This is a genomic window from Pantoea rwandensis, from assembly GCF_002095475.1.
In the GTDB taxonomy this organism is placed as follows: domain Bacteria; phylum Pseudomonadota; class Gammaproteobacteria; order Enterobacterales; family Enterobacteriaceae; genus Pantoea; species Pantoea rwandensis.
The window spans coordinates 1-26,567 of the sequence record NZ_MLFR01000047.1; the positions used below are offsets into that span (position 1 = coordinate 1).

23 protein-coding genes are annotated in these 26,567 nt (G+C 53.2%); 9 read left to right on the forward strand and 14 right to left on the reverse strand.

The window, feature by feature from the left end:
* Positions 1–63: 63 nt before the first annotated feature.
* The gene (gene cueO, locus HA51_RS25670) at positions 64–1,695 is read right to left on the reverse strand and encodes a multicopper oxidase CueO (protein ID WP_084938272.1); all 1,632 of its coding nucleotides are present in this window, start codon (positions 1,693–1,695) and stop codon (positions 64–66) included.
* Between the two features lie 177 nt (positions 1,696–1,872).
* Between cueO and HA51_RS25675 the strand changes: the two genes are divergently transcribed.
* The 3 genes from HA51_RS25675 to speD all read left to right on the forward strand — a co-directional run bounded on the left by HA51_RS25675 (position 1,873) and on the right by speD (position 4,007).
* Entirely contained in the window at positions 1,873–2,220 is a 348-nt protein-coding gene (locus HA51_RS25675) for a YacC family pilotin-like protein (RefSeq protein WP_084938273.1), read from the forward strand.
* Positions 2,221–2,328: 108 nt separating this feature from the next.
* A complete protein-coding gene (speE, locus tag HA51_RS25680) occupies positions 2,329–3,192 on the forward strand; it encodes a polyamine aminopropyltransferase (protein ID WP_084938274.1) in 864 nt (287 codons plus the stop codon).
* A gap of 5 nt (positions 3,193–3,197) precedes the next feature.
* Positions 3,198–4,007 (forward strand): adenosylmethionine decarboxylase, encoded by an 810-nt coding sequence (speD, locus tag HA51_RS25685; protein WP_084938275.1) that lies wholly within the window; start codon positions 3,198–3,200, stop codon positions 4,005–4,007.
* 92 nt (positions 4,008–4,099) lie between these two features.
* Here speD and HA51_RS25690 read toward each other — a convergent pair whose 3' ends face one another.
* The 3 genes from HA51_RS25690 to HA51_RS25700 are packed head-to-tail and all read right to left on the reverse strand — an operon-like array spanning position 4,100 to position 7,181.
* Positions 4,100–4,861: a DeoR/GlpR family DNA-binding transcription regulator gene (locus tag HA51_RS25690; protein ID WP_034829581.1), complete on the reverse strand. Its 762-nt coding sequence runs from the start codon at positions 4,859–4,861 to the stop codon at positions 4,100–4,102.
* A 6-nt stretch (positions 4,862–4,867) separates the two neighbouring features.
* Complete coding sequence (locus HA51_RS25695) at positions 4,868–5,848, reverse strand: D-threonate 4-phosphate dehydrogenase (RefSeq protein WP_084938276.1); 981 nt, start codon at positions 5,846–5,848, stop codon at positions 4,868–4,870.
* On the reverse strand, positions 5,841–7,181 hold the full coding sequence (locus HA51_RS25700; RefSeq protein WP_084938277.1) for a four-carbon acid sugar kinase family protein: 1,341 nt from the start codon (positions 7,179–7,181) through the stop codon (positions 5,841–5,843). The genes HA51_RS25695 and HA51_RS25700 overlap by 8 nt, the downstream gene beginning before the upstream one ends.
* 190 nt (positions 7,182–7,371) lie before the next feature.
* Here HA51_RS25700 and HA51_RS25705 point away from each other — a divergent pair, with 190 nt between their 5' ends.
* The 4 genes from HA51_RS25705 (at position 7,372) to HA51_RS25720 (ending at position 12,028) form a co-directional block, all read left to right on the forward strand.
* Positions 7,372–8,520 (forward strand): iron-containing alcohol dehydrogenase, encoded by a 1,149-nt coding sequence (locus HA51_RS25705; RefSeq protein WP_084938278.1) that lies wholly within the window; start codon positions 7,372–7,374, stop codon positions 8,518–8,520.
* Between the two features lie 17 nt (positions 8,521–8,537).
* Positions 8,538–9,422, forward strand: coding sequence for a dihydrodipicolinate synthase family protein (locus HA51_RS25710; protein ID WP_084938279.1), 885 nt, complete (start codon positions 8,538–8,540; stop codon positions 9,420–9,422).
* A gap of 175 nt (positions 9,423–9,597) precedes the next feature.
* Positions 9,598–10,551, forward strand: a complete 954-nt coding sequence (locus HA51_RS25715) for a phosphoglycerate dehydrogenase (protein WP_084938280.1) — start codon at positions 9,598–9,600, stop codon at positions 10,549–10,551.
* A 157-nt stretch (positions 10,552–10,708) separates the two neighbouring features.
* The gene (locus tag HA51_RS25720) at positions 10,709–12,028 is read left to right on the forward strand and encodes an MFS transporter (protein ID WP_084938290.1); all 1,320 of its coding nucleotides are present in this window, start codon (positions 10,709–10,711) and stop codon (positions 12,026–12,028) included.
* A gap of 49 nt (positions 12,029–12,077) precedes the next feature.
* Here the strand turns inward: HA51_RS25720 and yacL are convergent, their stop codons facing one another.
* The 8 genes from yacL to HA51_RS25760 form a co-directional block, all read right to left on the reverse strand.
* The gene (gene yacL, locus HA51_RS25725) at positions 12,078–12,440 is read right to left on the reverse strand and encodes a protein YacL (RefSeq protein ID WP_084938281.1); all 363 of its coding nucleotides are present in this window, start codon (positions 12,438–12,440) and stop codon (positions 12,078–12,080) included.
* Positions 12,441–12,552: 112 nt separating this feature from the next.
* Positions 12,553–13,488, reverse strand: coding sequence for a Csu type fimbrial protein (locus tag HA51_RS25730; RefSeq protein ID WP_084938282.1), 936 nt, complete (start codon positions 13,486–13,488; stop codon positions 12,553–12,555).
* Positions 13,485–15,824, reverse strand: a complete 2,340-nt coding sequence (locus tag HA51_RS25735) for a fimbria/pilus outer membrane usher protein (protein WP_245840273.1) — start codon at positions 15,822–15,824, stop codon at positions 13,485–13,487. Before HA51_RS25735 ends, HA51_RS25730 begins: the two co-directional genes overlap by 4 nt.
* A 23-nt stretch (positions 15,825–15,847) precedes the next feature.
* On the reverse strand, positions 15,848–16,612 hold the full coding sequence (locus HA51_RS25740; protein WP_084938284.1) for a fimbrial biogenesis chaperone: 765 nt from the start codon (positions 16,610–16,612) through the stop codon (positions 15,848–15,850).
* Positions 16,613–16,615: 3 nt separating this feature from the next.
* The gene (locus HA51_RS25745) at positions 16,616–17,128 is read right to left on the reverse strand and encodes a Csu type fimbrial protein (RefSeq protein ID WP_084938285.1); all 513 of its coding nucleotides are present in this window, start codon (positions 17,126–17,128) and stop codon (positions 16,616–16,618) included.
* A 14-nt stretch (positions 17,129–17,142) separates the two neighbouring features.
* Positions 17,143–17,685 (reverse strand): Csu type fimbrial protein, encoded by a 543-nt coding sequence (locus tag HA51_RS25750; RefSeq protein ID WP_084938286.1) that lies wholly within the window; start codon positions 17,683–17,685, stop codon positions 17,143–17,145.
* A gap of 592 nt (positions 17,686–18,277) precedes the next feature.
* Entirely contained in the window at positions 18,278–20,875 is a 2,598-nt protein-coding gene (acnB, locus tag HA51_RS25755; RefSeq protein WP_139810741.1) for a bifunctional aconitate hydratase 2/2-methylisocitrate dehydratase, read from the reverse strand.
* A 238-nt stretch (positions 20,876–21,113) separates the two neighbouring features.
* Entirely contained in the window at positions 21,114–22,109 is a 996-nt protein-coding gene (locus HA51_RS25760) for an aldo/keto reductase (protein ID WP_084938287.1), read from the reverse strand.
* Between the two features lie 98 nt (positions 22,110–22,207).
* Between HA51_RS25760 and HA51_RS25765 the strand changes: the two genes are divergently transcribed.
* A complete protein-coding gene (locus tag HA51_RS25765) occupies positions 22,208–23,110 on the forward strand; it encodes a LysR family transcriptional regulator (RefSeq protein WP_084938288.1) in 903 nt (300 codons plus the stop codon).
* 276 nt (positions 23,111–23,386) lie between these two features.
* Positions 23,387–23,533 (forward strand): Hok/Gef family protein, encoded by a 147-nt coding sequence (locus HA51_RS27815; RefSeq protein WP_139810742.1) that lies wholly within the window; start codon positions 23,387–23,389, stop codon positions 23,531–23,533.
* Between the two features lie 146 nt (positions 23,534–23,679).
* Here HA51_RS27815 and lpdA read toward each other — a convergent pair whose 3' ends face one another.
* Positions 23,680–25,104, reverse strand: a complete 1,425-nt coding sequence (lpdA, locus tag HA51_RS25770) for a dihydrolipoyl dehydrogenase (RefSeq protein WP_038650261.1) — start codon at positions 25,102–25,104, stop codon at positions 23,680–23,682.
* A 174-nt stretch (positions 25,105–25,278) separates the two neighbouring features.
* The coding region (gene aceF / locus HA51_RS25775) for a pyruvate dehydrogenase complex dihydrolipoyllysine-residue acetyltransferase (RefSeq protein WP_084938289.1) at positions 25,279–26,567 on the reverse strand (1,289 nt) is incomplete at its 5' end.

The window sequence follows — 26,567 nt, forward strand, 5'->3', positions numbered from 1 at the left end:
CTCAGCTGTTGTAGGGCGCCATTTATGGCGACCGAATCGTGCGCCGTGATGACACCGCAGCCTTTAGCTAACCGTGAACCCTAACATCATGCCGGTATCTTCGTGCTCCAGCAGATGGCAGTGCGCCATATAGGCATTTTCAGCGTTAGCGACATAATTGAAGCGCACCAGCACTTCGCTGCGCCAGCCGTTAACGCTCACCATATCCTTCCAGCCAGTACGGTGTGGCGCAGGGGGTTTGCCGTTTTCTGACAAGATGCGGAACTGCGCGCCATGAATATGGAAAGGATGCAGCATCGCGTCACCTTCGCCGGAAATCGTCCACTTCTCAACTTTTCCGAGTTCGGCGTTAAACATCGGCTTGGCCATATTAAAAGCCTGCCCATTGATTTTGTTGCCGTTATGGAAATCATACCCCGTCGGTTTGTCGTGGCTTCCGTGATCCATTGGCATACTGCCATGATCCATCTTCATCGCACCGCTGCTCATGTCCATGTTGCCATGGTCCATTTTCATGGCCCCACCCTTCATGTCCATGCTGCCATGATCCATGTTCATATTGCCCATGGCTTTGTCGCCATAACGATCCATCAGCGCCTGCATACCTTGTTGATCCAGTTGTGGATCCATCATCAGCTGCAGCCAGCGATTTTGTGCACCTTCCACTGAAGGCAACGGCGGTAAATCCACTAGCTTATCCGGCATCGTACCGCTCGCCATTACGCGTAAAGGCAGGATCTGTACCAGCGGTAGAGGCTGATCAAACGGCGCCAGCGTCATCCCCATTTGCGTCACTGGCAGCGTCACCACGTCAAAACTTTTGCCGTCTGAGGTATCAATCATCACTTCGAAACGTTCACCGGGCAGTAACGGCAGATTGTCGACTTTAACCGGCTCGGCCAATAAGCCACCATCGCTGGCAATAACATACAGCGGGCGGCGATCGCTGGTCGCAATATCCAGCGAACGTGCATTGCAGCCATTCAGCAAACGCAGACGCAGCCAACCGCGCGGCACCGCTTGCTGAGGATACTGCACGCCGTTGGTCAGCATCATGTCGCCAAACCAGCCCACTGCCGCACGCATAATATCCAGTTGATAATCGATTTTTGATCCATCTTTTGTCAGCTGTTTATCTTGGAAGATCAGCGGCACATCGTCTTCGCCCCACTGCATCGGCAGGCGCAATTTACCAGAATCAATATCTTCCAACAGCACCAAACCGGCCAAGCCCTGCGCCACTTGATAGCCTGTTTTGCCATGTTGATGCGGGTGGAACCAACAGGTGGCAGCAGGTTGGTCCGGCGTGAAGCTCACTTGTCGCGAGGCACCTGGCGCAATCACCGCTTGTGGGCCGCCATCAACGTCACCCGGAATTTCCAGTCCGTGCCAGTGCACGGTGGTGCCTTCCGCCAACCGGTTATGGATATTGACGGTGACCGGTTTCTCACGTTGTAAACGTAAAACCGGCCCCAAAAGATTGCCGTTGTAGCCCCAGGTTGGAACCGACTGACCATTCCATTGGCTGGTGCCGCTCATCGCCGTCAGCGTGTACTGACCGCGTGCATCGGGCTGTAAAATAGAGGGGATAGGCAATAACGGACGCGTAGCCGCCATTAGCGAACGACTCCACAGCGGCAGAGCACCTGCAGCGCTGAGTGCGGCAGTCAACTTTAGAAAATGACGACGTTGCATATTCTTATCCTTGTCGTGAATAAGGGCACAGGGTAAACCTTTCCCCTGCGGGAGGGTCAAGCCCTGAAACAGAATGCACTGATAAAAAGCGCGGGAATCGCCCGTTTGGGCAAATTTAGCGGAATCCCTGCAATAACTGTGCTAACGTCAATCAATTGCCCCTTGTTGAGAATGATTATGATGAAAAGCATCAAGATCCTGCTGCTGGCGGGACTCCTTGGCTTCTCCTCCACCAGTTTTGCGCTGAGCGAATCCGAAGCAGAAGATTTGGCAGACCTCACCGCCGTGTTTGTCTATCTGAAGAATGATTGCGGCTATCAGGATTTGCCGGATGCACAAATTCGTAAAGCATTGGTGTTTTTCGCCCAGCAGAACCGTTGGGATTTGAGCAATTACAGCAACTACAACATGAAAGTCCTCGGCGAAGAGAGCTACAAAGATTTAAGCGGCATCGCCATCACCAACGATAAGAAGTGTAAGTCGTTGGCGCGTGATTCGCTGAGTCTGCTCGCGTACGTTAAATAGCCCGCCGCACTGCCCCCTGCTGAAGATTTGACCGTGCAACCACGGTCATAATTCGCTATCCTTTTTTGTTCCATTTTCATGGCGATGACATTAGAGGAGAGCCCCATCATGGCCCAAAATGAAATGTGGTATGAGACGCTTCATGCCGGATTTGGACAGTATTTCACGGTAGATAAACTGCTTTATCGCGACAAAACAGCGCATCAGGATCTGGTGATCTTTGAAAATGCAGCTTTTGGCCGCGTCATGGCGCTGGATGGCGTGGTGCAAACCACCGAACGCGACGAGTTCATCTACCACGAAATGATGACCCATGTGCCCATTCTGGCGCACGGCCACGTGAAACGCGTGCTGATTATTGGTGGCGGCGACGGCGCGATGCTGCGCGAAGTGTCGCGTCATCAAAACGTTGAACAGATCACCATGGTAGAAATTGATGCCGGTGTGGTCAGCTTCTGCAAACAATACCTGCCGAACCACAGCGCCGGTGCCTATGACGATGCGCGACTGAATCTGGTGATTGATGATGGTGTGAATTTCGTCAATCAAACGCAGGAAAAATTCGACGTCATCATCTCCGATTGCACCGATCCGATTGGCCCAGGGGAAAGTCTGTTCACCTCCGAGTTTTACGCTGGCTGTAAGAACGCGCTCAATCCAGGCGGCATCTTCGTGGCACAAAACGGCGTTTGCTTCTTGCAGCAAGAAGAGGCGATTAACAGCCATCGCAAACTCAGCCACTACTTTTCCGATGTCAGTTTTTATCAGGCTGCCGTCCCCACTTATTACGGCGGTATCATGACGTTTGCCTGGGCAAGCGACAACGAGATGCTGCGCCAATGGGATTCTGCCACGCTGCAATCGCGCTTTGAAGATGCAGAACTGCGCTGCCGCTACTACAATCCCGCGATACATGTCGGTAGCTTCGCCTTGCCGCAATATCTGCTTAATGCTTTGTCGTGTGAGGAGTAACGAAATTGCAAAAGCTGAAACTACATGGCTTCAATAACCTGACAAAGAGCCTGAGTTTTTGTATTTACGATATTTGCTACGCCAACAGCGAAGCCGAGCGAGATGGCTATATCGCTTATATCGATGAGCAATATAATGCCAACCGCCTGACTGAAATCCTGACCGAGACCTGTTCAATCATCGGTGCCAACGTGCTGAACATCGCACGTCAGGATTACGAACCACAGGGTGCCAGCGTCACCATTCTGGTGAGTGAAGAACCCATCAACCCGCAGGATATCGATAAGTCTGAGCACCCCGGTCCGCTACCCAACTCGGTGGTGGCGCACCTGGATAAAAGCCATATCTGCGTGCATACCTATCCCGAAAGCCATCCTGAGGGGGGCTTGTGTACCTTCCGTGCCGATATTGAAGTCTCGACGTGTGGCGTCATTTCACCGCTGAAAGCGCTGAACTACCTGATTCACCAGTTAGAGTCGGACATCGTCACTATCGATTACCGTGTGCGTGGATTTACCCGCGATGTGAACGGCGTAAAACACTTTATCGATCATGAAATCAATTCGATTCAGAACTTTATGTCCGAGGATATGAAGTCGATGTATGACATGGTGGATGTGAACGTTTATCAGGAAAATATCTTTCACACCAAAATGTTACTGAAGGAGTTTGACCTGAAGTATTACCTGTTTAACACCAAACCTGAAGAGTTAATCCCGCAAGAGCACAAGCGGATTACCAATCTGCTGTGGAAGGAAATGCGTGAGATTTACTACGGGCGCAATATTCCGGCGACGGGATTGAAGTTGTTATAGTTCAGTGCGACTCACAGCGGTTCGCATCAATGCGCACCCTACGAAAACCGCACGAACAATGTAGGGTCGCCATTAATGGCGACCTTCTTGCATCAGGCAGTCAACTGCAAGCCAATTCCACGCTCGCGCAGAGCGCGACATACCGCATCGTCGAGACGCGCATCGGTGACCACATCGGTCAGGCTATCAATCGGTGCCGCGCAATACAGTGACCAGGAGCCATACTTGCTGCTGTCAGCCAGCAGAATGCGACGGCGCGCATTGGCTAACAAATCCATCTTCAAACCGGCTTTATCTTCTGTTGGCGTGGTGATACCGCGCTCAATACTCCACGAGTTACAGCTGACAAAAGCGATATCCGGATTGATGCTGCGCAGCAGACGACGACCATGTTCACCAATACAGGATTGGCTGGAGTCATCAATACGGCCACCAATAATAGTGGTTTCAATCTGCTTGAATTCGGACAGGAACAGCGCGATGTGCAGATCGGCGGTGATGACACGCAGCTGCAGATGAGTCAGTTGGCGCGCCAGCTCCAGCATAGTCGTTCCGGCATCCAGAACTACGGAATCGCCCGACTGCACATAGCTGGCAGCAAACTGCGCGATGGCCTGCTTCTCCGCCAGATTACGTTGCATCTTCTCCAGCGTGGTGGGCTGTGCGGGAATAAAGCGATTCAGCGTGACGCCGCCATGACTGCGGCTAATGACGCCTTCCTTGTCGAGTTTGATCAGATCGCGGCGGATCGTGGCTGGCGAGGCAGAGATCGCACTCACCAGCTGTTCTACAGTGACCAGATTATGACTTTTTAAATAGTCCATAATCTGGTCGAGACGGCTTTGTCCCTTCATATTTCCCTATGCTAGCTGCATCGCGAGTTTAATGGAGATCGCCATGCTCGCAGAGTTCGCTTTACCTGTCCAGGCGATATCAAATGCCGTACCGTGGTCCGCGGATGTGCGGATAAACGGCAGGCCTGCAGTGATATTGACGCCATCATAAAAACCTAACAATTTCAGTGGGATGTGGCCCTGATCGTGATACATTGCCACCACCATGTCGTACTGACCTTGCTGGCACTGCAGGAACACGGTATCCGGCGGGCAAGGACCATACACATCAATGCCCTTCTCTTTCATTGCTTTGATCGCGGGGGCTACGGTGGTGATCTCTTCGTCGCCAAACAAACCGTTCTCGCCCGCATGTGGATTCACACCTGCCACGGCAATACGCGGGTTATCGAAACCAACACGGCGCAGGAAGGTGTCAGCCATACCAATCACGGTCTGAATACGCTCGCCGTTCAGGGTGTCGAGGAACTTGCGCAGTGCAATGTGCGTAGTCACGTGAATCACTTTCAGATGATCGGTATAGAGCACCATGGCGTAATTTTTGGTGTTGGTCAGTTGCGCCAGCAGTTCGGTGTGCCCCGGATAAATGTGCCCTGCTGAGTGCAGTGCTTCTTTATTGAGTGGAGCTGTCGCAATCGCGTGTACTTCACCGGCCAGTGCCAGTTCAGTGGCGCGCTTAACACAGCGCCAAGCCAAATCGCCGGCTTCTTTCTGCACTACGCCCGGTTTTAACGCTTCAGGATTCGCCAAAGGTTCATCGATAACGTTGATGATGCCCGGTGCGAAATGCGCATCTTTTACCTGATCCAATACACGCAGTTCAGCCTGCGGCGTAATGTTCAATCCCATCACTCGACGCAGCGTACTGGCACATCCGATGACGACTGCTGGGATACCGGCCAAGTCGCCTTCTGCTAACGCTTTAATGATGATCTCCGGGCTGATGCCCGCCGGATCGCCCATGGTCACCGCAATAATTTTATTCACTCGACTTCTCCTCAATGAAACGGATGGCTTCTACCAGGGTGTTTTCATCGCCAAAGCCACCCGCTTTGGTCATCACCGGCAGGTGTAATTCGCTATTAAGCAGAACCCCGTGCGGCACGCAGCCTGCCACCAAGCCCTGAATCTGGAAACCTTTTGCGCCAAGCGCCTGCGCCACGGCAATCGCCACATCGCCGCCGGAAAGATACAAGCCGGCCGGGTGCGTCTCGCGACATACTTTGCTCGTGAGCTGCGCGAGAAATTGGCAAATGCGTTCACCCAATTCCTGACGCGAAATCTGATGTTGCTGGCACAGCTGTTCAATGTCGTGACGCTGATCGGCGTGTTGCGTGGTACGCACCACACAATGTGCGCCGTCACGTAAGGCCTGCTGCATCACCTGCTGCCACTCAGCAGCCTGGGGCCATGCAGGCTGAGCAAATAGCTGACGAATATCGATGTCAACCATGCGGATATCACGTTGAGTCGCAAGGCGTGCAATCTGCTGCTGCGCAATGGCACTCATCGATCCCACAATCGCCAGCACTGGAACGGTGGCCACATGTTCACTCAACGCACCACCTGCCCCGGATGCCCCTGCCAACAACGGCTGCTTCGCAAGGGCTGGCCGTCCCGCCAGATATTCTCCCAGCGCATCGCCCAGTCCAGATGCCCCCGCCATTAGCGGTCTCGAAGGCAAGGTCGCCGCCGCAGCCATTAACAGCGCGATGTCAGCATCCTGCTCCGCATCCACCACCACCAACCCCTGCTTGCGAGCAAGCACTTGCGCTAACTGTCCGCCGCGCACCGTGGCCAGATCGAGAGTTTCACCAGCCATATCACTCTGCATTTGCAAACGCGTTAGCACATGACTACTGGTAACCGGGGTTTTAGGATCGCTGGCAAATTCGGTATCGGTGAGGCGTTGCAGGTTGATCCAAACTTCGCCTTCACGCGTCGTCCGACCAAGTTTGGGCACCGCAGGCACCACCAGCGCTAAGGTTTTTCCACTCGCTTTTAAGGCGGCTTCAATTTCTGCGCCTGGATTGCCACGCAACGTAGAATCAATCTTTTTAAACAGCCAGCCATCCTGGGCAATTGCCTGATGCTGCTGAACGGCCAGCGTTGTACGATGAGCCGCGTCTGCTTCACCGATCGCTCGGCTATCGGTGCTGATGACCAGCACATCAGCGCTGTTGGCATCGTGTGGCGTGCCGCTATCAAACAGCACATGTACTCTTGCCCCCGCTCGCGCCAATCCGCTACCGGCGTCATTGGCACCGGTAAAATCATCCGCAATCACTAAGACTGGCGTTTTCCATGGCTGTGAAGTCATTCTCTTTCCTCTACCGACAAGTTCGCCGCGCTGAGATTGATTATATTCAATCATGATTGATTATATGTGAGCAAGATCAAATTATTTGAAATCAATTTGTCCTATAAATTTAGGCACTGTAGTGACAGAACACGCACCTAATGAGCAAAGTTAATCATTTGGTACGAAAAAAACGCAATAAGGGTATGAAATGAATATCAACAGCACCGTGATCAGTGGCTTTCAAGCGCTTAACGACCTTAGCTATCTGCTGCAAGGTAAAGAGAAAGCACTTCTGGTAACCGATAAGAATATCGAAGGCATTCCAGCGGTTCAGTCGCTGATCGCGCAGCTGAAACAGCAGATCAGCAGTTTGAGCATCGTTAACAGCGTCCCGCCGGAACCGAGCCAACATGACGTTGCTGCTATTGTTGCCGCGTTACCTTCCACCGACGTCGATCTGGTGATTGGCGTGGGCGGCGGCAGCGTGCTGGATGTCGCGAAACTGCTGTCGATCCTTTGCGTTGACGGCGCACCAACGCTGGATGCATTGCTGGCCGGTGAGAAACCGCAAACCCGTACCACCTCACTGTTGATTCCGACCACCGCCGGTACCGGCTCTGAAGCCACACCCAACGCGATTCTGGCGATCCCCGAAAAAGAGACCAAAGTCGGCATTATTACGCCCGTGATGCTGCCAGATTATGTGGCACTGGTGCCAGAACTGACCACCAGCATGCCGCCACATATTGCGTCTTCCACCGGTATCGATGCGTTGTGCCATTTGATCGAGTGCTTTACCGCCACGGTCGCCAACCCGGTGAGCGACAACTATGCGCTGATCGGTATGAAAAAGCTGTTCGCCAGCCTTGAGACCACCATTGCCGAACCGGGCAATCTGGAAGCGCGTCTGAACATGCTGTGGGCCTCTTATTACGGCGGCGCGTCCATTGCCCATGCCGGTACCCATTTGGTGCACGCCATGTCCTACCCACTGGGCGGCAAATATCATCTGCCCCACGGTGTGGCGAACGCCATTCTGCTGGCACCGTGCATGCGCTTCGTGCGTCCCGCCGCCGTGAGCAAATTCGCGCAGGCTTACGATCTGCTGCCCGATGCCGATGCCACACTGGATGAAGAAGCGAAGTCGCATGCGCTGGTGGAGTATTTTGCCGCGCTGGTGAAACGTCTCAAACTGCCCGCCAGCCTGGAAGAGTTAGGCATCGGCCCGGACCACCTGCCATACCTGGTAGAAGCCGCGCTCGATGTGCAGCGTCTGATGAAGAATGTACCGATGAAAGTAGGCGCCGATGACGTGCGAAACGTCTACCTGACGCTGTTTCCGGCTTTGAATCACTAAGGATTAATGAGGGAATCATGAGCAAGAAAATTCAGGGCGTTTTAACCGCCATCGTCACCACCTTCGACAGCGAAGGTGCCTTCAACCCTGCAGCACAGCGTGTGCAGGTACAACGCCAGCTGAGCGCCGGCAACGGCATTTTCTGCGGCGGCACCAACGGTGAGTTCTTTGTACTGAACGAGCAAGAGAAATTGGCCGTCACCGAAACCTGCGTCGACGAAGTCAATGGTGCAGCACCGGTTGTGGCGCATATTGGTGAAATCTCCACGTGTGAAACCATCCGTCTGGGCAAACAAGTCGCCAAACTGGGCGTGGATGCGGTTTCGGTGATCACACCTTATTTCGTACCGCTGAAGCAGGAAGAACTGATCGCTCACTACCGTGCCGTGGCCGACGCGATCGATGTACCACTTTACCTGTACAACATCCCTGCGCGTACCGGCAACACGTTGCAGCCGGAAACCGTGCGTGCACTGGCGTCGCATCCCAACATCATCGGTATCAAAGACAGCGCGGGCAGCTATGAAAGCCTGAGCGGTTTTCTGCAGGCCGCTGAAGGCATGGAGAACTTCAACGTACTGACCGGTCCAGATTCGCTGATCCATCGCGGTTTTGTTGAAGGCTGCACCGCCTGTATTTCTGGTCTGGCAAACGTGGCTCCGAAAGAGATCAATGCCATCTGGGCCCGTTTCCATGCGGGCGATATTGAAGGTTCGCGTCAGGCACAAGAGAACATTACGGGCCTGCGCACCGATCTCTACAGCGTCGGTTTCCCACCGGCCACCGTGAAAAAAGCCGTTTCACTGCTGGGTTCTGATGTCGGTAACAGCCGTTATGCGGTGAGCTTCTCTGCCGAAGAAGAGCAGAAGATCCGCCAGATCGTGAATCAGTATTTGCAGTAACAGCTCCAGGGCATCCAGTAGCCAAGCCCAATAATATGCACATTGAGTAGCGGCGCGATTTATCGCGCAATAAATTGCGCCGCTACCAAAATGTGCAGTCATCAGGTTTCTCATAACGATTATCAGGCAAGCCTCACGGCGGCCATTACTGCCCTTTTCAACATCGGGAAGAATCATGAAAGTCATCTGTACTTCGCCGTCATTTGCTAAATATGACGCCACGCCAATCGATGTGCTGCAACAAAATGGTTTCGAGCTGATTACGCTGCCCGCTGATGCGCCGCTTAGCGCGTTGGAGCCTCATCTGGCCGAAACTGTCGCGATGATCGTTGCCTTCACCGACGTCAACGAAGCGCTGCTGGCAAAAGCCCCTCAGCTGAAAATTGTCTGTAAGCACGGCGTTGGCGTCGACAACATCAATCTGGATGCCACCCGCGAGCGCGGCATTTACGTGACCAACGTGCCAGATGCCAACAAGCATGCGGTAGCCGATTTCGCCTTCGCACTGATCCTCAATAGCGCACGCCAGATTACGCAGGCGGCGATTGAAACCCGCGCCGGCAACTGGCCTCGCATATTCGCCACCGATGTGTATGGAAAAACGCTGGGAATTATCGGTCTCGGGAATATCGGCAAACAGGTGGCACTGCGCGCTAAAGGCTTCAACATGCGCGTTATTGCTTTCGATTTTTATCCAGATGAAAAATTCGCCGCCGAGCACGGTATCGAATTTGTCAGCCTCGATCACCTGACCCAAAGCAGCGATTTCATCACGCTGCACAAGCCGCTCACCGATAAAACGCACAACCTGTTTGATGCCGCGCGCCTCAAACAGATGAAAAAAGGTGCTTTCCTGATCAACGCATCACGCGGTGGCATCGTTAACGAGCAGGATCTGTATCAGGCGCTGCTGGATAACGTCATCGCCGGTGCCGCAGCTGATGTATTCGATCACGAACCGCTGGCAGAACATCCCCTGTTCAGCCTCAGCAACTTTATCCCGACCTCACATATCGCGGGTTACACCGACGGCGCCATCAGCGCGATTGGTGAACGCTGCGTGACACAGATTGTGCAGTGCATCAAACAGGGCGAACGCCCGACAAATGTTATGAACGGGCTGGATTAATTTTCTCAAAACCCTACTTAATCCAAATTTTAATCCCCAGTCATTGGTGCTGTAGCCAGGCGACAATTTCATTCCCCTCCCAGAAAGCGTGCGGAGGGAATGAATGGAATCGACGCCGTTACCGCGCGAAAGACACCGGGAAGGTGAAAAAAATATTATGAACAACACCTCTCGCTCTACCCGCATCCGCTGGTGGATTGCTGGCCTGATGTGGCTGGCGATCGCCATTAACTATATTGACCGAACCGTACTCTCTGCGGCCGCCCCGCATTTGATCAAAGAGCTCGACATCAACCCAGAGATGATGGGCTTTATCATGGCAGCGTTCTTCTGGTCTTACGCGCTGTTGCAGATCCCGGCGGGTTGGTTCGCCGATCGCTTCGGCCAGAAAAAAGGGCTGGGTCTCGCCGTGGCCTGGTGGTCGGTTGCCACCATGGCGATGGGTCTGGCGACCGGCTTTAAATCCCTGCTGGCGCTGCGTTTAGCGCTTGGCGTCGGTGAAGCCGCCGCTTATCCGAGCAACGCCGGTATCACCGCGCGCTGGTTCCCGGATCGTGAACGTGCCACCGTTTCAGGCCTGTTTGACAGCGCCTCGAAGTTTGGTGGTGCCGTCGCCATGCCGCTGATCGTGTTTATGATCGCCATGTTCGACTGGCGTCTGACCTTCCTGGCGATTGGTGCACTCGGTTTATTCTGGGTGATTGCCTGGTACTTCATCTACTCGGAAAACCCGGAAGATCACAAATCGATCAGTCAGGATGAGGTGCGCTTTATCCGTGATGGTCAAGCGCAGAAACACGGCGACAAAAGCGTAAAACCGATGAAGTGGTACAAGCTGCTGCGCTACCGCAATATCTGGGCGATGTGTATTGGCTTCTTCACCATCAACTACACCTCCTACTTCTTTATCACTTGGCTGCCGACCTACCTGGTGAAAGATAAAGGCATGGATTTCCTCAAGATGGGGATGGTGGCTGCGCTGCCATTGATTTGCGGCATGGTGATCGAAGTGCTGGCCGGCTGGGCATCGGATCGAATTGTGCACAAAAAGATTTTGTCGCTGACAGCTACGCGCAAACTGTTCCTCACCATTGGTTTGCTGATGGCGCTATGCATTGGTTTCGCGCCGTTCACTGAATCCGTGTTTATGACCGTGCTGCTGCTGTGTATCGCCAAATCCGGCACCACCGTGGCCGCTTCTCAAGTCTGGGCACTGCCGGGTGATGTGGCCCCACAAAATAGCGTATCGATTGTGGCTGGCCTGCAAAATACCGTTTCCAACATGGGCGGTGCGGTGGGCCCGATCATTACCGGCGCCATCGTCGGTGCTACCGGTCACTTCACTTGGGCGCTGGTGTTCTCTGCCGTGCTGGTGGTGATTGGGATCCTTAACTACCTGTTCCTGATGGGCAAAGTCGAACCTATCGTGGATGAGGAACAGGTACACCATCCACATTCCGTGGTAAGCGGCGCGTAAGTGCCAAACTCGCCGCATCGTTCTGATGCGGCGTTTCCTCAAGCTACTGCTATTTCCCCGCCAGAAACTGTCGATAGGCCGCAATTACCGCAAGAAAATCTTCTACGCCGCAAAACGACAGGCTCTCTTCGTCGTAATAGGTCATGCCTTCTTCAATGCCGTCGTCTTCCAAGGCCAACTGATTGGCACGGATCATCACCTCTTCTTCATCCAACCAAATGGTGTATTCACTGCCGATGCGCTGCCATTGATTAATGGTGCCTTTCACCTCACGCGCAGCGGCTTCAACTTCATCCAGCAGGGGTAAATTATCTTTGACCTCATCGTTGAACCAGTGCCCCACCGCTTCGTGGTCCATCGACATACGCACTTTGACCTGCCCGGCCAAATCACGCAAAAATTCATACTCCATGGGTTTGCCTCGTGTAGCTAATGGCGCGACATGCAGCACCGATTAAGTGCATTTTGTGCGTAGCGCGCTAAATAAAGTGGGATCGCGGTCGCATTATGCCAGAAGCCATCGCTTAATAGGTGACGGTGACCGTCACGGTATCGCTGTAACTGCCTGCGGGCTGATTGGTTTGGTCGGGATTCACTTTGGCCGAGTAGTTGATATTTTGCGCTGCGCCGGTCCCGGTCTCACTGAGGTCATTGCTGGCCGTCCACGCCGTCCCGTCTGACTGATATAACTGATATTGCAGCAGTGAATCACCGTTGCTCATTTGTCGCCAATCTCCGCTGCTGGCATGACTGCTGGCCAGATTAATACTGTAAGCCGCGTTAAGCGTGCAACGAACCGCCAGGGTTGAACTCACGGCACTGAAGCTGGCGGGCAATGAAGCGCTGCCAAAGTCCACATCAGGCGCACTGTCGATGGCGCAATCATTGGTCACTTCAAATTGCAACTGAATGGTTGAGGTTGCCGTACCCGTGGTGTAAACACACAAGCCCAAGACCCCGACAAAACAAATACTGTAATTCCACGACAGCGTCAGCGTATCGGTGTAGGTACCCGCTGGCACATTTGCGCCGGTAGTCGTTTTCAAATAAAGCGGCAATGAGCCATCACTAGCATTGAACAACCCCAGCAAACCCAGTAATGACGTTGAGCTCCAGGTTTTACTGCTGCCGATATTATAAACCGTGCTACAGGCGCTATCGCTGCAAATACTGTAGGGCACGTAGCTGCCCGTACTGCTGTTGTAGAAACGGGGCGTGGTGCCGGATGCATTGGCTGAACTGCTGATGGTGCCCGTCACCGTATTGGTACTGAGCAGGGATAACGCGCTGCCTGAACAGGTAAAACCGGTGCCGGACTCCACCACCTGTGCGGTGCTTGCCAACGTAAACGAGCTGATACTCCCCAACTCGGTGCTACTTGAACTCCCGGTGCATGCAGCCCACAACGTGCCACTCCATCCCGAGAGCAACAGCACGAGCGCCATCAACATCCTTTTCATTTCTGATTCTCCGATTTATCAGCCATACCGCACACCAGCGGCCCCACAATAAATTGTGCCTGTTCACCTGTAAGCGCCAACGCATGGCGACACTGGCCGCCAAGTAGCGACACGGCAATCACGCTATGCTCTGGAACATCTTCAAACCACGCCTGCCCGCCATAGCCCATCGGCGTGGTTTGGCCGCTCTGGGTTTCGGTGACTAAGGTGCCGGGAGGTAATGGGTGATGCTGGCTATCCACCAGCGTCACTAACAAAGGACGCGTTTTGCGTAGCGGGAAATTAACTAAGGCACCACTGGCCTCTCGCACTGACACCCGTTGTTCCACCAGCGGCGTATTGATATCTGCCGGTAAATTCAGCGGGTCAATAGTGAGTTTGGCCGGATACCAAGCGCTCACCCACGGCACCAACAGGTGACCACCGCTGTCGGTATTACCCAATAACTGGTTTTCATAACGCACCGGAATGCCGCTGTAACCGGAGGTACTCACCACAATAAAGGCATCATTGATCTTGCTACTGGCAAACAGCGCACCGTCCATCCAAATCAATGCACCACTGGCATCAAACCATTGGGTGCGATCGCCTGATGAGCCATAGGTTCCGCCACTCAACACGGCATAGCGGTTCTTCCAGGTGAGATCCGCTTGCTGATAACCGTCATTGTTTTGTGATGCCGCCAGATTAAAGCCCACCCCACCTGCTGCGGGTGCAGCGCGACTGTAGCTCACTGTCTGCGCCGTTTCACCGGCACTGTCGCGCTGACTGGAAAGTGAAAGCGATCCCGCTTGATCAAAGGGAACCAGCAACTGGAGTTGTGCCGCCATACCGTGCTCGCCAAGGGTTTTATTCAGTGTCAGATGCAGACTACTGCTCCCCCACAACCCATGACTCCAGGATAGATTGGCTAATCGGGTACGCGTGCTGTCGTGCGCGGTGATATCAAAATAGCCAAGTCCAAAGGTCCCAGCCCAGCGGCCAAAAGGGGCCAGACTCAGAGTCGCCTGTTCAGCACGGCGGCTGAGTGTTGCACTGGTGTTATAGACCGAGAGATCGCTGAATCCGGAACTACGTTGCACATGGCTGACGCTGAGACTAAAGCTTGGCGCATACCATGAATAGCCAGCAGAATATTGCTGACCACGGCCCCCGGCTTGAGACTGACTGGCGCTTAACGAGAGAGTGCCCAAGCGCGCAACTGCCATATCGGCACCGACACCTGTGCGTGCTAACCCTTCTCGCCCTTCACCTTGTAGCGCTAGCGTGAGATGATCATTCAGACCATAGCGATAAAAGCCACTGACGGCCGCAGCGTCATAATCCGCACTGTGAATTCCGTAGTTTTGCCGCAGAGCACCCGCACTAAAATCAAAGTCACTGAGTCCGCTGCGTAAGAGTTGGTTAGAAACATAAAATGGAATACTGGTCTCAACCTGACGACCTAAAGCATCCGTGGTCACCAGCGTCGCTTCACCCGCGCCGTTGATGTAGGGCGTGCTGGTCAGTGTCCATGGACCTGCATTCAAGCTGTTGCTGCTGGCCTTGTAACCGTTGATAAATACATCCACGCTACCGGGCACCGCGGCGGTGCCCGACCAGTTCAACATCGGGTAGGTCACCAAATCGGGACGCACGGCAAAGCTGCGACTGATACGCAGCCCCCCCAAGCGTACCGAGTTGCTCCAACTGAGCGAATTACTGATGACATCGCCCAGTTGATAACTCAGCATGCGGTCTACATCGCTGTATTTCCAAGTAGTGTCGTAACGCAGATAGCCCTCACGACCATCGTTATTGCTGTTCGCTTGCCAATATTGTCGCCAGCTACCGGTATTGGAGAGATAGCCCGAGGCGGAGAAAAAACGCTGTTCCAGCCAAATCGCGCTGTAGCTGCTGGTGTCGGCACTCTTCACGCTGTAGGCATCGTAATTCAGCAACATACCCGGTGAACTGATTGCCTGATAAGGCGCGTTTTGCCGATCGCTTAACATTTGCTTTGGCAACCAACTGTCCGGGACTTGCAGTTGTAAAACCTGCTGCACACTGTCATAGCGGGCAGTAACCTGCGGCATCGTGGTGACATCCTGTGCGCCGCTAAGCGTTGCCGCCAATTTAATTTGATTACGCCGCAATACGGTGGCATCCAGCAGATAGTGTGTGCCCTGCACCCTAACCGGTACGACACTGCCATCATTGCGGCCATTAACGCTTAACGTCAGCCACAAGGTGTAATCCGTCTGTGCGCTTTGCAAGCTACGCGGAGGCGGCAACCCGTCATAGACTTCCGCATTAGCATCCAACATGCCGCACAGCAGCAGACTGGGTAAAAGCACCCGCCTGCTCGCAGGGGCTAAAATCATGGTGACAGGGCTACCGCTGGGCCATTATCGGTTAGCCTCGCATAAAGCGTTCCCTCAATAGGTACGGATTTGCCCGGCGGCAGCGGAAATTGCATGCTCTGTCCCGCTAATACATAGCCAAGAAAACCTTTTGCCAGCGTGAAAGTCGCTTTGCTTGCATCGGGCTCCCTTCCCCAAAATACCTGACTCAATCGCGCATGCACCTTGCCGGTATTGCGAATGCGCAGGACAGTTTTTCCCTGCTGAGTCACCCACTGCCAGTGCAGTTGTGGCTGGCTTACCGTGGTCGGATCGCGCCTTACATCATTCCGCGTTTGCGTCCAGACACCTTGGCCATCGAGAAACAGCGGCAGCACGTAGCGCATCTGCAAACGTAATCCCGCGCTGTTCTTCGCCACAGGGACATTCGCATCCGGAATTTCATCCAAGATAATGCGATAGGCTTGTTCACCCTCTTGTGGCGGTGCGCCTGTACGTATTAACCGTACCAGCTGACGCTGCTGCGGTGGAATGGTGGCAAAAGGTGGGCTGGCAACCACCTCGCGTTGATCCGCATAACGATCGCGAAAATCCTGTTGCTGCCAAGCCAAGATGCGAATTTGCAACCGCACCGGCTGACCGCCACGGTTCTCCAGCCATAAAGCACTGCCATGCTGGTCAGCTTCTATCACTTGAAATATCGGCCAAACCAATACCGAACTGGCGGCATGAGACACGCCACTCATTAAGACTAACAGTGCAATGACGATCAATTTTTTCATGGTTCAGTACGTTAAGGTCACCGTGACGGTATCGCGATAAGTGCCTGACGCGGGCAAGCCCGTGGTGGCAAACAAACGTCCATAAACGGTGTAAGTTTGTGTGCTCTCAGGAAATGACGACACGCTGTAGGCCAGTGAATCGCTGCCCCAAACCGTGGTGTGCGCGGCATCCTGATAAAGTTGATAAGCGAGAGTAGCGCTGCCATTGCTCAGATAACGCGTGCTGGCACTGCCGCCATTTTCACCGTAATCCAGCGCAAGCGTTATCGCTGTACCCGGAGTGCAGGTCACCACAATCGAACCCGTGCCGCTGCTGCTGGCCACATCAACTGGGTTGCTGATGGCCGACATGCTGCCGAAATCCAAGGTGCCGAAGTCTGCACTCGCACTGCCATTGCTACCAAAAGCACAGCCGTTGGTGATGGCAGCAGTGACCTGAAAACTGTCAGTGGTGCTGCTAGCCAAGCAGCATAGCGACGGCAACAGCCAGCCAATCGCGATAAGGTGCCGTCCCATGGCGCGCTCGCAATTTACCAGGCCAGTGTCGCCGTGACCGTGTCCACATAAGTGCCGGAGGTCGGTGCAGTGGTGCTTTGGTCGGAAGGCAAGATACGGCCATAGATGGGCACATTCTGTGCGGTGCCGTCGGCGGTCAGTGACACGCTGCCATTGACGGCAATTTCACTGCTGCGAGAAGAGTCAGAATAGAGTCGATAGGGAATTAAGGTAGTGCCCGAGGTCATATTACGCAGAGTACTGCTACCATTGAGGCCGCCATCCAACGTCAGTGTCGGTGATAGGCCGCTGGTGCAGGTAACGGTGACATTGCTGCTACCATCAGCCCCCAGAACACTGCCATCAATAATATTGGCAAGATCAGCATAGGTACCAAAATCAATCGTACCCCAGTTATTGGTTGAACCACTGGAATCGTTATTTCCCACAGTACACCCATCGCTAATAACAACCTGGATACCCACTTGTCCGGTCAGCGTTCCTGCAGCACTTGCCGTTAACGGCACATAGATCACCGTCGCGATTGAAAGTGCATAGATGGCGGTTTTGAATTCCATTTTTACCCCACACAATGACAACATTGTTATTAAACCCCGACATCTGGAATCATTAAACAACCTTAAACATGACCAAGATCACGTCGATCAAGCTTTAGCCAAGCATTAAGATTTAGTCATTAAATATCGGGGGGTTATTGCAAGTGAAGCACACTAAGCCAAGCGGCTTATTTCACTTTTTTTAAACATAACTGGGACGCGGAAAATTAGGAAGCACAGAGATAGGAATAATCTCAAAACGCATTTATGAACTTAATTTGATCTTGGTGTTGGCATTTAATCTGTCATAAACCGATTTTTCGCAGCATTTTTCTTTGCTAATACATGAGATCAAAAATAACGCTTTAAAACGCCACCAGAAAAACCTAACAATAAACAAGCAACATCCTTAATAAAAACTGACAACCCATGTAAATCACCTCTAGTCGATAAATAGAGAAATATAAAATAACGCCTTGTTATTTATCATTCAGACTAATTATTAATGGATTAGAAAAATAGGACAAAATGCGTGTTTTTGGAAAGCGAGCCAGAAAAGTGCACAAAAAAAGGGACGATTTTCATCGTCCCTTCTGCGTATTCCGTTTGCCGATTAAACAGCGGTCTGGAAGATTACGCCGTCAGCTTTCTCAGTGTACTGACCCAGCTGGTCAAAGTTGAGGTAGCGGTAAGTATCTGCCGCGGTCTTATCAACCTGAACCATAAACTGCTGATACTCGTCTGGAGTCGGCAATTTACCTAACAGTGATGCGACTGCTGCAAGCTCCGCCGATGCAAGGAACACATTCGCGCCGGTACCCAAGCGGTTCGGGAAGTTACGGGTTGAGGTGGAGACCACCGTTGCACCGTCTTTCACACGCGCCTGGTTACCCATACAGAGTGAGCAGCCTGGGATCTCGATACGCGCACCGCTCTTACCGAAGACGCTGTAGTAGCCCTCTTCGGTCAGCTGTGCGGCATCCATCTTGGTTGGCGGCGCAACCCACAGACGGGTTGGCAGCTGGCCTTTGTGCGCATCCAGCAGTTTACCGGCTGCACGGAAGTGACCGATGTTGGTCATGCAAGAGCCGATGAACACTTCATCGATTTTCTCGCCCTGCACATCAGACAGCCAGCGCGCATCGTCCGGATCGTTTGGTGCACACAGGATTGGCTCTTTAATATCGGCCAGATCGATTTCGATCACAGCAGCATATTCTGCATCCGCATCGCCTTCCAGCAGTTGCGGATCCGCCAGCCATTTCTGCATGCCTTCAACGCGGCGCTCCAGCGTACGACGATCGCCGTAACCTTCAGAGATCATCCACTTCAGCAGCACGATGTTTGAGTTGAGGTACTCAATGATCGGCTCTTTATCCAGCTTGATGGTACAACCCGCAGCAGAACGCTCAGCGGAAGCATCGGTCAGCTCAAACGCCTGCTCAACTTTGAGTTTCGGCAGACCTTCGATTTCCAGCACGCGGCCAGAGAAGATGTTTTTCTTCCCTTTCTTCTCAACGGTCAACAGGCCTGCTTTGATCGCGTACAGCGGAATCGCATGCACCAGATCGCGCAAGGTGATGCCCGGCTGCATTTCGCCTTTAAAGCGCACCAATACTGACTCAGGCATATCCAGTGGCATTACGCCGGTCGCAGCAGCAAACGCCACCAGACCAGAACCCGCCGGGAAGGAGATACCGATAGGGAAACGGGTGTGTGAATCGCCGCCGGTACCAACAGTATCTGGCAGCAGCATACGGTTCAGCCAGCTGTGGATAACGCCATCACCCGGACGCAGTGAGACGCCGCCACGGTTCATGATGAAGTCAGGCAAGGTGTGATGGGTGGTCACGTCGACCGGCTTAGGATAAGCAGCGGTATGACAGAATGACTGCATCACCAGGTCAGCGGAGAAACCGAGGCACGCCAGGTCTTTCAGTTCATCACGGGTCATTGGACCGGTGGTATCCTGAGAACCCACTGAAGTCATTTTTGGTTCGCAGTAAGCGCCAGGACGAACGCCCTCAACGCCACAAGCACGACCCACCATTTTCTGCGCCAGTGAGTAACCACGGGTGCTCTCAGCAACGTCTTTGGCTTGGACAAACACATCGCTGTGCGGCAGGCCGAGAGCTTCACGCGCTTTGGTCGTCAGGCCACGCCCGATGATCAGTGGAATACGGCCACCGGCACGCACTTCATCCAACAGCACTTCGGTTTTCAGCTCGAAGGTCGCCAGCAGTTCATCGGTTTCATGATTACGTACTTCACCCTTGTACGGGTAAACGTCAATCACATCGCCCATGTTCAGACGATCTACGTCGACTTCGATTGGCAGTGCGCCCGCATCTTCCATGGTGTTGAAGAAGATCGGTGCAATTTTGCCGCCGAGGCACAGACCGCCGCCTTTTTTGTTTGGCACGTACGGAATGTCATCGCCCATAAACCACAGCACCGAGTTGGTGGCAGATTTACGTGAAGAACCGGTACCGACGACGTCACCAACGTAGGTCAGCGGGAACCCTTTTTTCTGCAACTCTTCGATCTGTTTGATCGGCCCAATGTTACCGGCATCGTCGGGTTCGATACCATCACGTGGGTTTTTCAACATCGCCAGTGCGTGCAGTGGAATATCCGGACGTGACCATGCATCCGGTGCCGGAGAGAGGTCATCGGTGTTGGTTTCGCCGGTCACTTTGAACACGGTGGTGCTGATTTTTTCAGCCAGCTTAGGACGCTTCAGGAACCATTCTGCATCGGCCCAGGACTGGATGATTTTTTTCGCGTGGGAGTTACCCGCTTTTGCTTTCTCTTCGACATCGTAGAAGTTATCGAACATCAGCAGCGTATGGGACAGGGCTTCAGCGGCGATGGGGGCCAGTGCTTCATCTTCAAGCGCTTCAATCAACGCATGGATGTTATAGCCACCCTGCATGGTGCCCAGCAGTTCAACTGCCTTTTCGCGAGTAACCAGAGGAGAGAGGGCTTCGCCCTTAGTGACAGCTGCCAGGAAACCAGCTTTTACATAAGCTGCTTCATCAACACCTGGGGGTACACGGTTGACCAATAGATCGGTCAGGAATTCTTCTTCACCCGCTGGCGGGTTTTTTAGCAGTTCAACCAGCGCGGCCATCTGGGAAGCATCTAACGGCTTAGGTACGATTCCCTGGGCAGCACGCTCGGCAACGTGCTTACGGTATTCTTCTAGCACGACGTTCTCCTCGCTCTCATTGTATAGCTTTCCGGTGCACCTCTTGATGCTGTCAAACAGTAGGGCGAGGTGCCCGGTTCCGCGTCGGCCAGCATAGCAGCATTTCGGCTGATTGTTAATCTGTTTACAAAAAAGCAACATCCGTGCGTTATTTAGCAGATTTATCTGGATGTTGAGCGGGATCACATAAAAAAAGCAGGCACCTTAGGCCTGCTTTTTCGTGCGCATCCGTGAAGCCTTAACGGTCAACCATCATAAACTCACTCTCGGTATAACGTTCGCCCTGAATATTTTGTGGATTAAAAAGCACATCTAGCGCCGTGATATCAGCAGCCTGCAACATTAATGAGGCTGCGGCACAGTTTTGTTCCAGGTTGGCGATTTTGCTGGCGCCGGGAATGGGCACAATGTCGTCGCCTTTCGCCAACACCCAGGCCAACGCCAACTGAGCAGCGGTGGCATCATAACCTGCAGCCATCTCTGATAGCTGATTCACTAACTTCTGGTTATGCGCCTGCGCATCTTGCTGGAAACGCGGCAGGTAGCGACGGAAATCGTCTTCAGCCAGCGTGGCCGCAGCCGGAAATTTACCGGTGAGGAAGCCACGTCCCAATGGGCTGTAGGGCACAAATCCAATGTTAAGCTCACGGCAGGTTGCCAGAATTTCCTGTTCAGGATCGCGTGTCCACAATGAGTACTCGCTTTGTAAAGCCGAGATGGGGTGAACGGCCTGGGCGCGGCGCAAAGTGGCGGATGAGACTTCTGATAAGCCGAGATACTTCACTTTTCCTTCGCGCACCAGGTCCGCCATCACGCCCACCACATCCTCAATCGGCACGGCAGGGTCGAGGCGATGCTGATACAACAACTCGATGGTTTCCACACCCAGACGCTGGAGTGAACCTTCAACTGCACGGCGGATATGCGCCGGTTCGCTATTGGCACCGGTGATGCGCTCCCAGCCCTCCCCATGATCGGTGATGCGGAAACCAAACTTGGTGGCGACTTTGATATCGCTGCGGCCTTTAATCGCTTTAGCCAGCAACATTTCATTGGTGAAGGGACCATAAACTTCAGCGGTATCGAGGAAATTGACGCCGAGTTCAAATGCACGAGCCAGCGTATTTAACGCCTGCTTCTCATCATTCTGACCATAGGCAAAGCTCATGCCCATGCAGCCTAATCCTAACGCTGAAACCTGTAATCCCTGACTGCCTAATTGACGCTGTTGCATTGATTTATCCTCTTCGCTTACGGTGTTAATGTTATAAACCTCAGCAATTACAGCAACAATTGCGCCCTTCTCGTCGATTTAGTGAGTGAAATTCAGTAATGAGCAGATGCCGAGCCACCCTGCAGGAACTGGAGATGTTTGCTGCTATTGCACAGCATCTCAGCTTTCGTAAAGCTGCCGAGGAGCGTAACGTGACGCCTTCCAGTCTGAGTCACGCCATGCGTCATTTTGAAGAGCGTTTAGGTGTGCGTTTACTGACGCGCACCACACGTAAAGTGGCGCTGACCGAAGCGGGTGAGCGCTTTCTGCAGCGCATTCAACCGGCGCTGGCGGATTTGTCGCAGGCCGTGGATGAATTGAATGACTGGCGCGAGGATCCGCGTGGGGTGCTGCGCATCAGCATGCCACGCTCCGCTGAAGCGCTATTTTTTCAATCTCTCATCCTGCCGTTTATCCAACGTTATCCCGAGATAACGCTGGAGATTGACAGCAATGATGCGCTGGTTGATATCGTGGCGTCCGGCTTTGATGCTGGCGTGCGCTATGGCGATGTGCTGGCGCAGGACATGATTGCCGTACCCTTTGGTCACCCCATGCGCGCGCTAGCCGTGGCCAGCCCGTCGTTCCTTAATCAATGTGGCATACCACAATCCCCTGCGGACCTGCTGCACTTCCCCTGCATTGAGCGGCGCTTTCCCAGTGGGCGCCGCTATCGTTGGGAGTTCTGGCAAGAGGGGCGCAAACAGGAAGTGGCGGTAAAAGGCTCGCTGGTACTCGACAATAATGAGCGCATTCTGCAAGCGGCGTGTGCTGGGTTGGGTATCGCTTTTTTACATCAGGATGCGGTTAATAACGCCCTGGCGAGCGGGGAATTAATTGAAATACTCGCTGAGCATACTCAGGTTGAAGAGGGATTTTGGCTCTATTACCCCAGCAGGAAATACGTTTCCGCACCGCTTAGGCATTTTATTGACTGGATAAAGAATAAAGATAATCAATAATACAATCAGTTTATAAATTCAATTAACAGCAACGACTAATAATGAAAATAATAATAAACAGAGAATGAAAATATACGTGAAATAAAAAAGAAATCGCGTAGACTGCCTGCGGGCGCTTGAGGCAATCTGCCTTAAGCATAATGAATTAAGGTGGGTTGTGGAGTGAGAAACTCATGCGGTCAATTTCCATCAACCGCATGAGCAGGCAACTACCCAAAACACCTAAGCAATGTCAGGGTAGTTGCTTGCTCATGCTAATGCAAGGAGTAAGTGATTATGAAGTTATCATTCAGCAAGCTGATTATCGGCGGGCTCATGTTATTAGTGTTGTGCCTGGTGAATCGTAATACACTTTGCGAATTACGATTTAAGATATTCGCTGCTGAATTATCTGCGGTAATGGCTTACGAAGTTAAGCAGTAAAACTTCATTAGCAGGGGTTCGCCCCTGCTAATTCCAGCAGGGTTTACGTGTTAGCTCACGCGCCTTTTTTAACGACTCATTTAAATAGAAGCAGTAATAAAAAACGGCTCCATCAAGGAGCCGTTTATTTTATTTAGTGCGAAAAATTATTTCTTTTTCGCTTTCGGGTTTGGCAGGTCAGTAATGCTACCTTCGAACACTTCAGCCGCCAGGCCAACCGACTCATGCAGCGTTGGGTGCGCATGAATGGTCAGTGCGATGTCTTCTGCATCACAGCCCATTTCGATCGCCAGACCGATTTCACCCAACAGCTCGCCGCCGTTGGTACCGACAATCGCACCACCGATCACACGGTGAGTCTCTTTGTCGAAGATCAGTTTGGTCATACCGTCTGCGCAGTCAGAAGCGATAGCACGGCCAGAAGCAGCCCACGGGAAGGTGGAAACTTCGTAGCTGATGCCTTTCTCTTTGGCTTCTTTCTCGGTCAGACCAACCCAGGCAACTTCTGGCTCGGTATAGGCGATAGAAGGGATCACTTTCGGGTCGAAGTAATGCTTCAGACCAGAAATCACTTCTGCCGCTACGTGGCCTTCGTGCACGCCTTTGTGCGCCAACATTGGCTGACCGACGATATCGCCGATAGCGAAGATGTGCGGCACGTTGGTACGCAGCTGTTTGTCGACGCGGATGAAACCACGATCGTCCACTTCCACGCCCGCTTTACCGGCATCCAGGCCTTTGCCGTTTGGCACACGGCCAATCGCCACCAGCACTGCATCATAACGCTGCGCTTCAGCCGGGGCTTTTTTGCCTTCCATTGATACGTAGATACCATCGTCTTTCGCTTCAACAGCGGTCACTTTGGTTTCCAGCATCAAATTGAATTTCTTGCTGATACGCTTAGTGAAGACTTTCACCACGTCTTTATCGGCAGCAGGGATAACCTGGTCGAACATCTCAACCACGTCGATCTCTGAACCCAGCGCGTTATAGACGGTCGCCATTTCCAGACCGATAATACCGCCGCCCATTACCAGCAGACGCTTCGGTACTTCTTTCAGTTCCAGCGCATCGGTTGAATCCCACACGCGTGGATCGTTGTGTGGAATGAATGGCAGTTCGATTGGGCGAGAGCCCGCAGCGATGATCGCGTTATCGAAGTTGATGGTGGTTGCACCACCCTCACCTTCCACCACCAGGGTGTTAGCACCAGTGAATTTACCCAGACCAGTTACCACTTTTACTTTACGGCCTTTGGCCATACCGGCCAGACCGCCAGTCAGTTGGGTGATAACCTTCTCTTTCCAGGTACGAATCTTGTTGATGTCAGTTTGCGGCTGGCCAAACACGATGCCGTGCTCTTCCAGTGCTTTGGCTTCTTCGATCACTTTCGCAACATGAAGCAGCGCTTTTGACGGGATACAGCCCACGTTCAGACAAACACCACCGAGGGTGCTGTAACGCTCAACGATTACGGTTTCCAGACCTAAATCAGCGCAACGGAAGGCTGCAGAGTAACCTGCAGGACCTGCCCCAAGTACCACGACTTGAGTTTTAATCTCTGTACTCATCATGACCTCTTATTAGATTGCCGGCGGTCAAAAGCGAGCCCGTCCCAGGCTCCGCATGCCCTTTATCCACCGGGACATTTCACCGCAAGAGTTTACAGAATTGTTAATAAACTGCCAACCGCGGCAACATTGAATGCTTACAACAAGGCCGGCATTTGCCGGCCTTGGTTAACTTCACATCACCAGACGGCGAATGTCGGACAGTGTGTTATTGATGATGGTGATAAAGCGCGCACCATCAGCACCGTCGATCACGCGGTGGTCGAAGGAGAGGGAGATTGGCATCATCAGACGCGGCTCAAACTCTTTACCGTTCCACACCGGCTCCATCGCAGACTTGGAGACACCGAGGATAGCCACTTCTGGCGCATTAACAATTGGCGCAAAGTGCGTGGTACCCAAGCCGCCAAGGCTAGAGATGGTGAAGCAACCGCCCTGCATATCGCTAGCCGTCAGCTTGCCATCACGCGCTTTCTTAGAAATCGCCATCAGCTCGCGCGACAGTTCAGTGATGCCTTTCTTGTTCACATCTTTGAACACTGGAACCACCAGACCGTTTGGCGTATCTACCGCCACACCGATGTTGATGTATTTCTTCAGCGTCAGTCGTTGTGCATCTTCAGACAGCGAACTGTTGAAACGCGGCATCTGCTCCATCGCAGCGGCAACGGCTTTCATGATGAACACGACAGGGGTGAACTTCACATCCAGCTTACGTTTTTCCGCTTCAGCGTTTTGTTGTTTACGGAACGCTTCCAGATCGGTGATATCGGTCTTATCGAAGTGCGTAACGTGCGGGATAACCACCCAGTTACGGCTCAGGTTAGCACCCGAGATCTTCTGGATACGACCCAGTTCCACTTCTTCTACTTCACCGAACTTGCTGAAGTCCACTTTCGGCCATGGCAGCAGGCCAGGCAGGCTTCCGCCGCTCGCTGCTGCAGCCGGTGCGGCTTCCGCACGTTTCACCGCATCTTTCACGTAAGACTGCACGTCTTCTTTCAGGATGCGACCTTTACGGCCGGTGCCTTTAACTTTCGCCAGATTGACACCGAACTCGCGCGCCAGGCGACGAATCACCGGGGTAGCGTGGACGTAAGCGTCGTTCTCAGCAAACTCGCCTTTGGCGTCAGCTTTTGCTGCTGGCGCTGCAGCGGCAGGTTTCGCTGCCGCCGGAGCCGCTTCCTGTTTCGCCGCAGGTGCCGCAGCAGCAGGCGCAGCGCCTTCTACTTCGAACACCATGATCAGTGAACCGGTATTCACTTTATCGCCGGTGGACACTTTCAGCTCTTTCACCGTACCCGCGAATGGGGCTGGCACTTCCATCGACGCTTTGTCGCCTTCCACCACGATCAGTGACTGTTCAGCGGTGACTTTGTCGCCCACTTTGACCAGCACTTCTGTGACTTCGACTTCATCGCCGCCAATGTCAGGCACGTTGACGTCTTTCGCGCCGCCTGCAG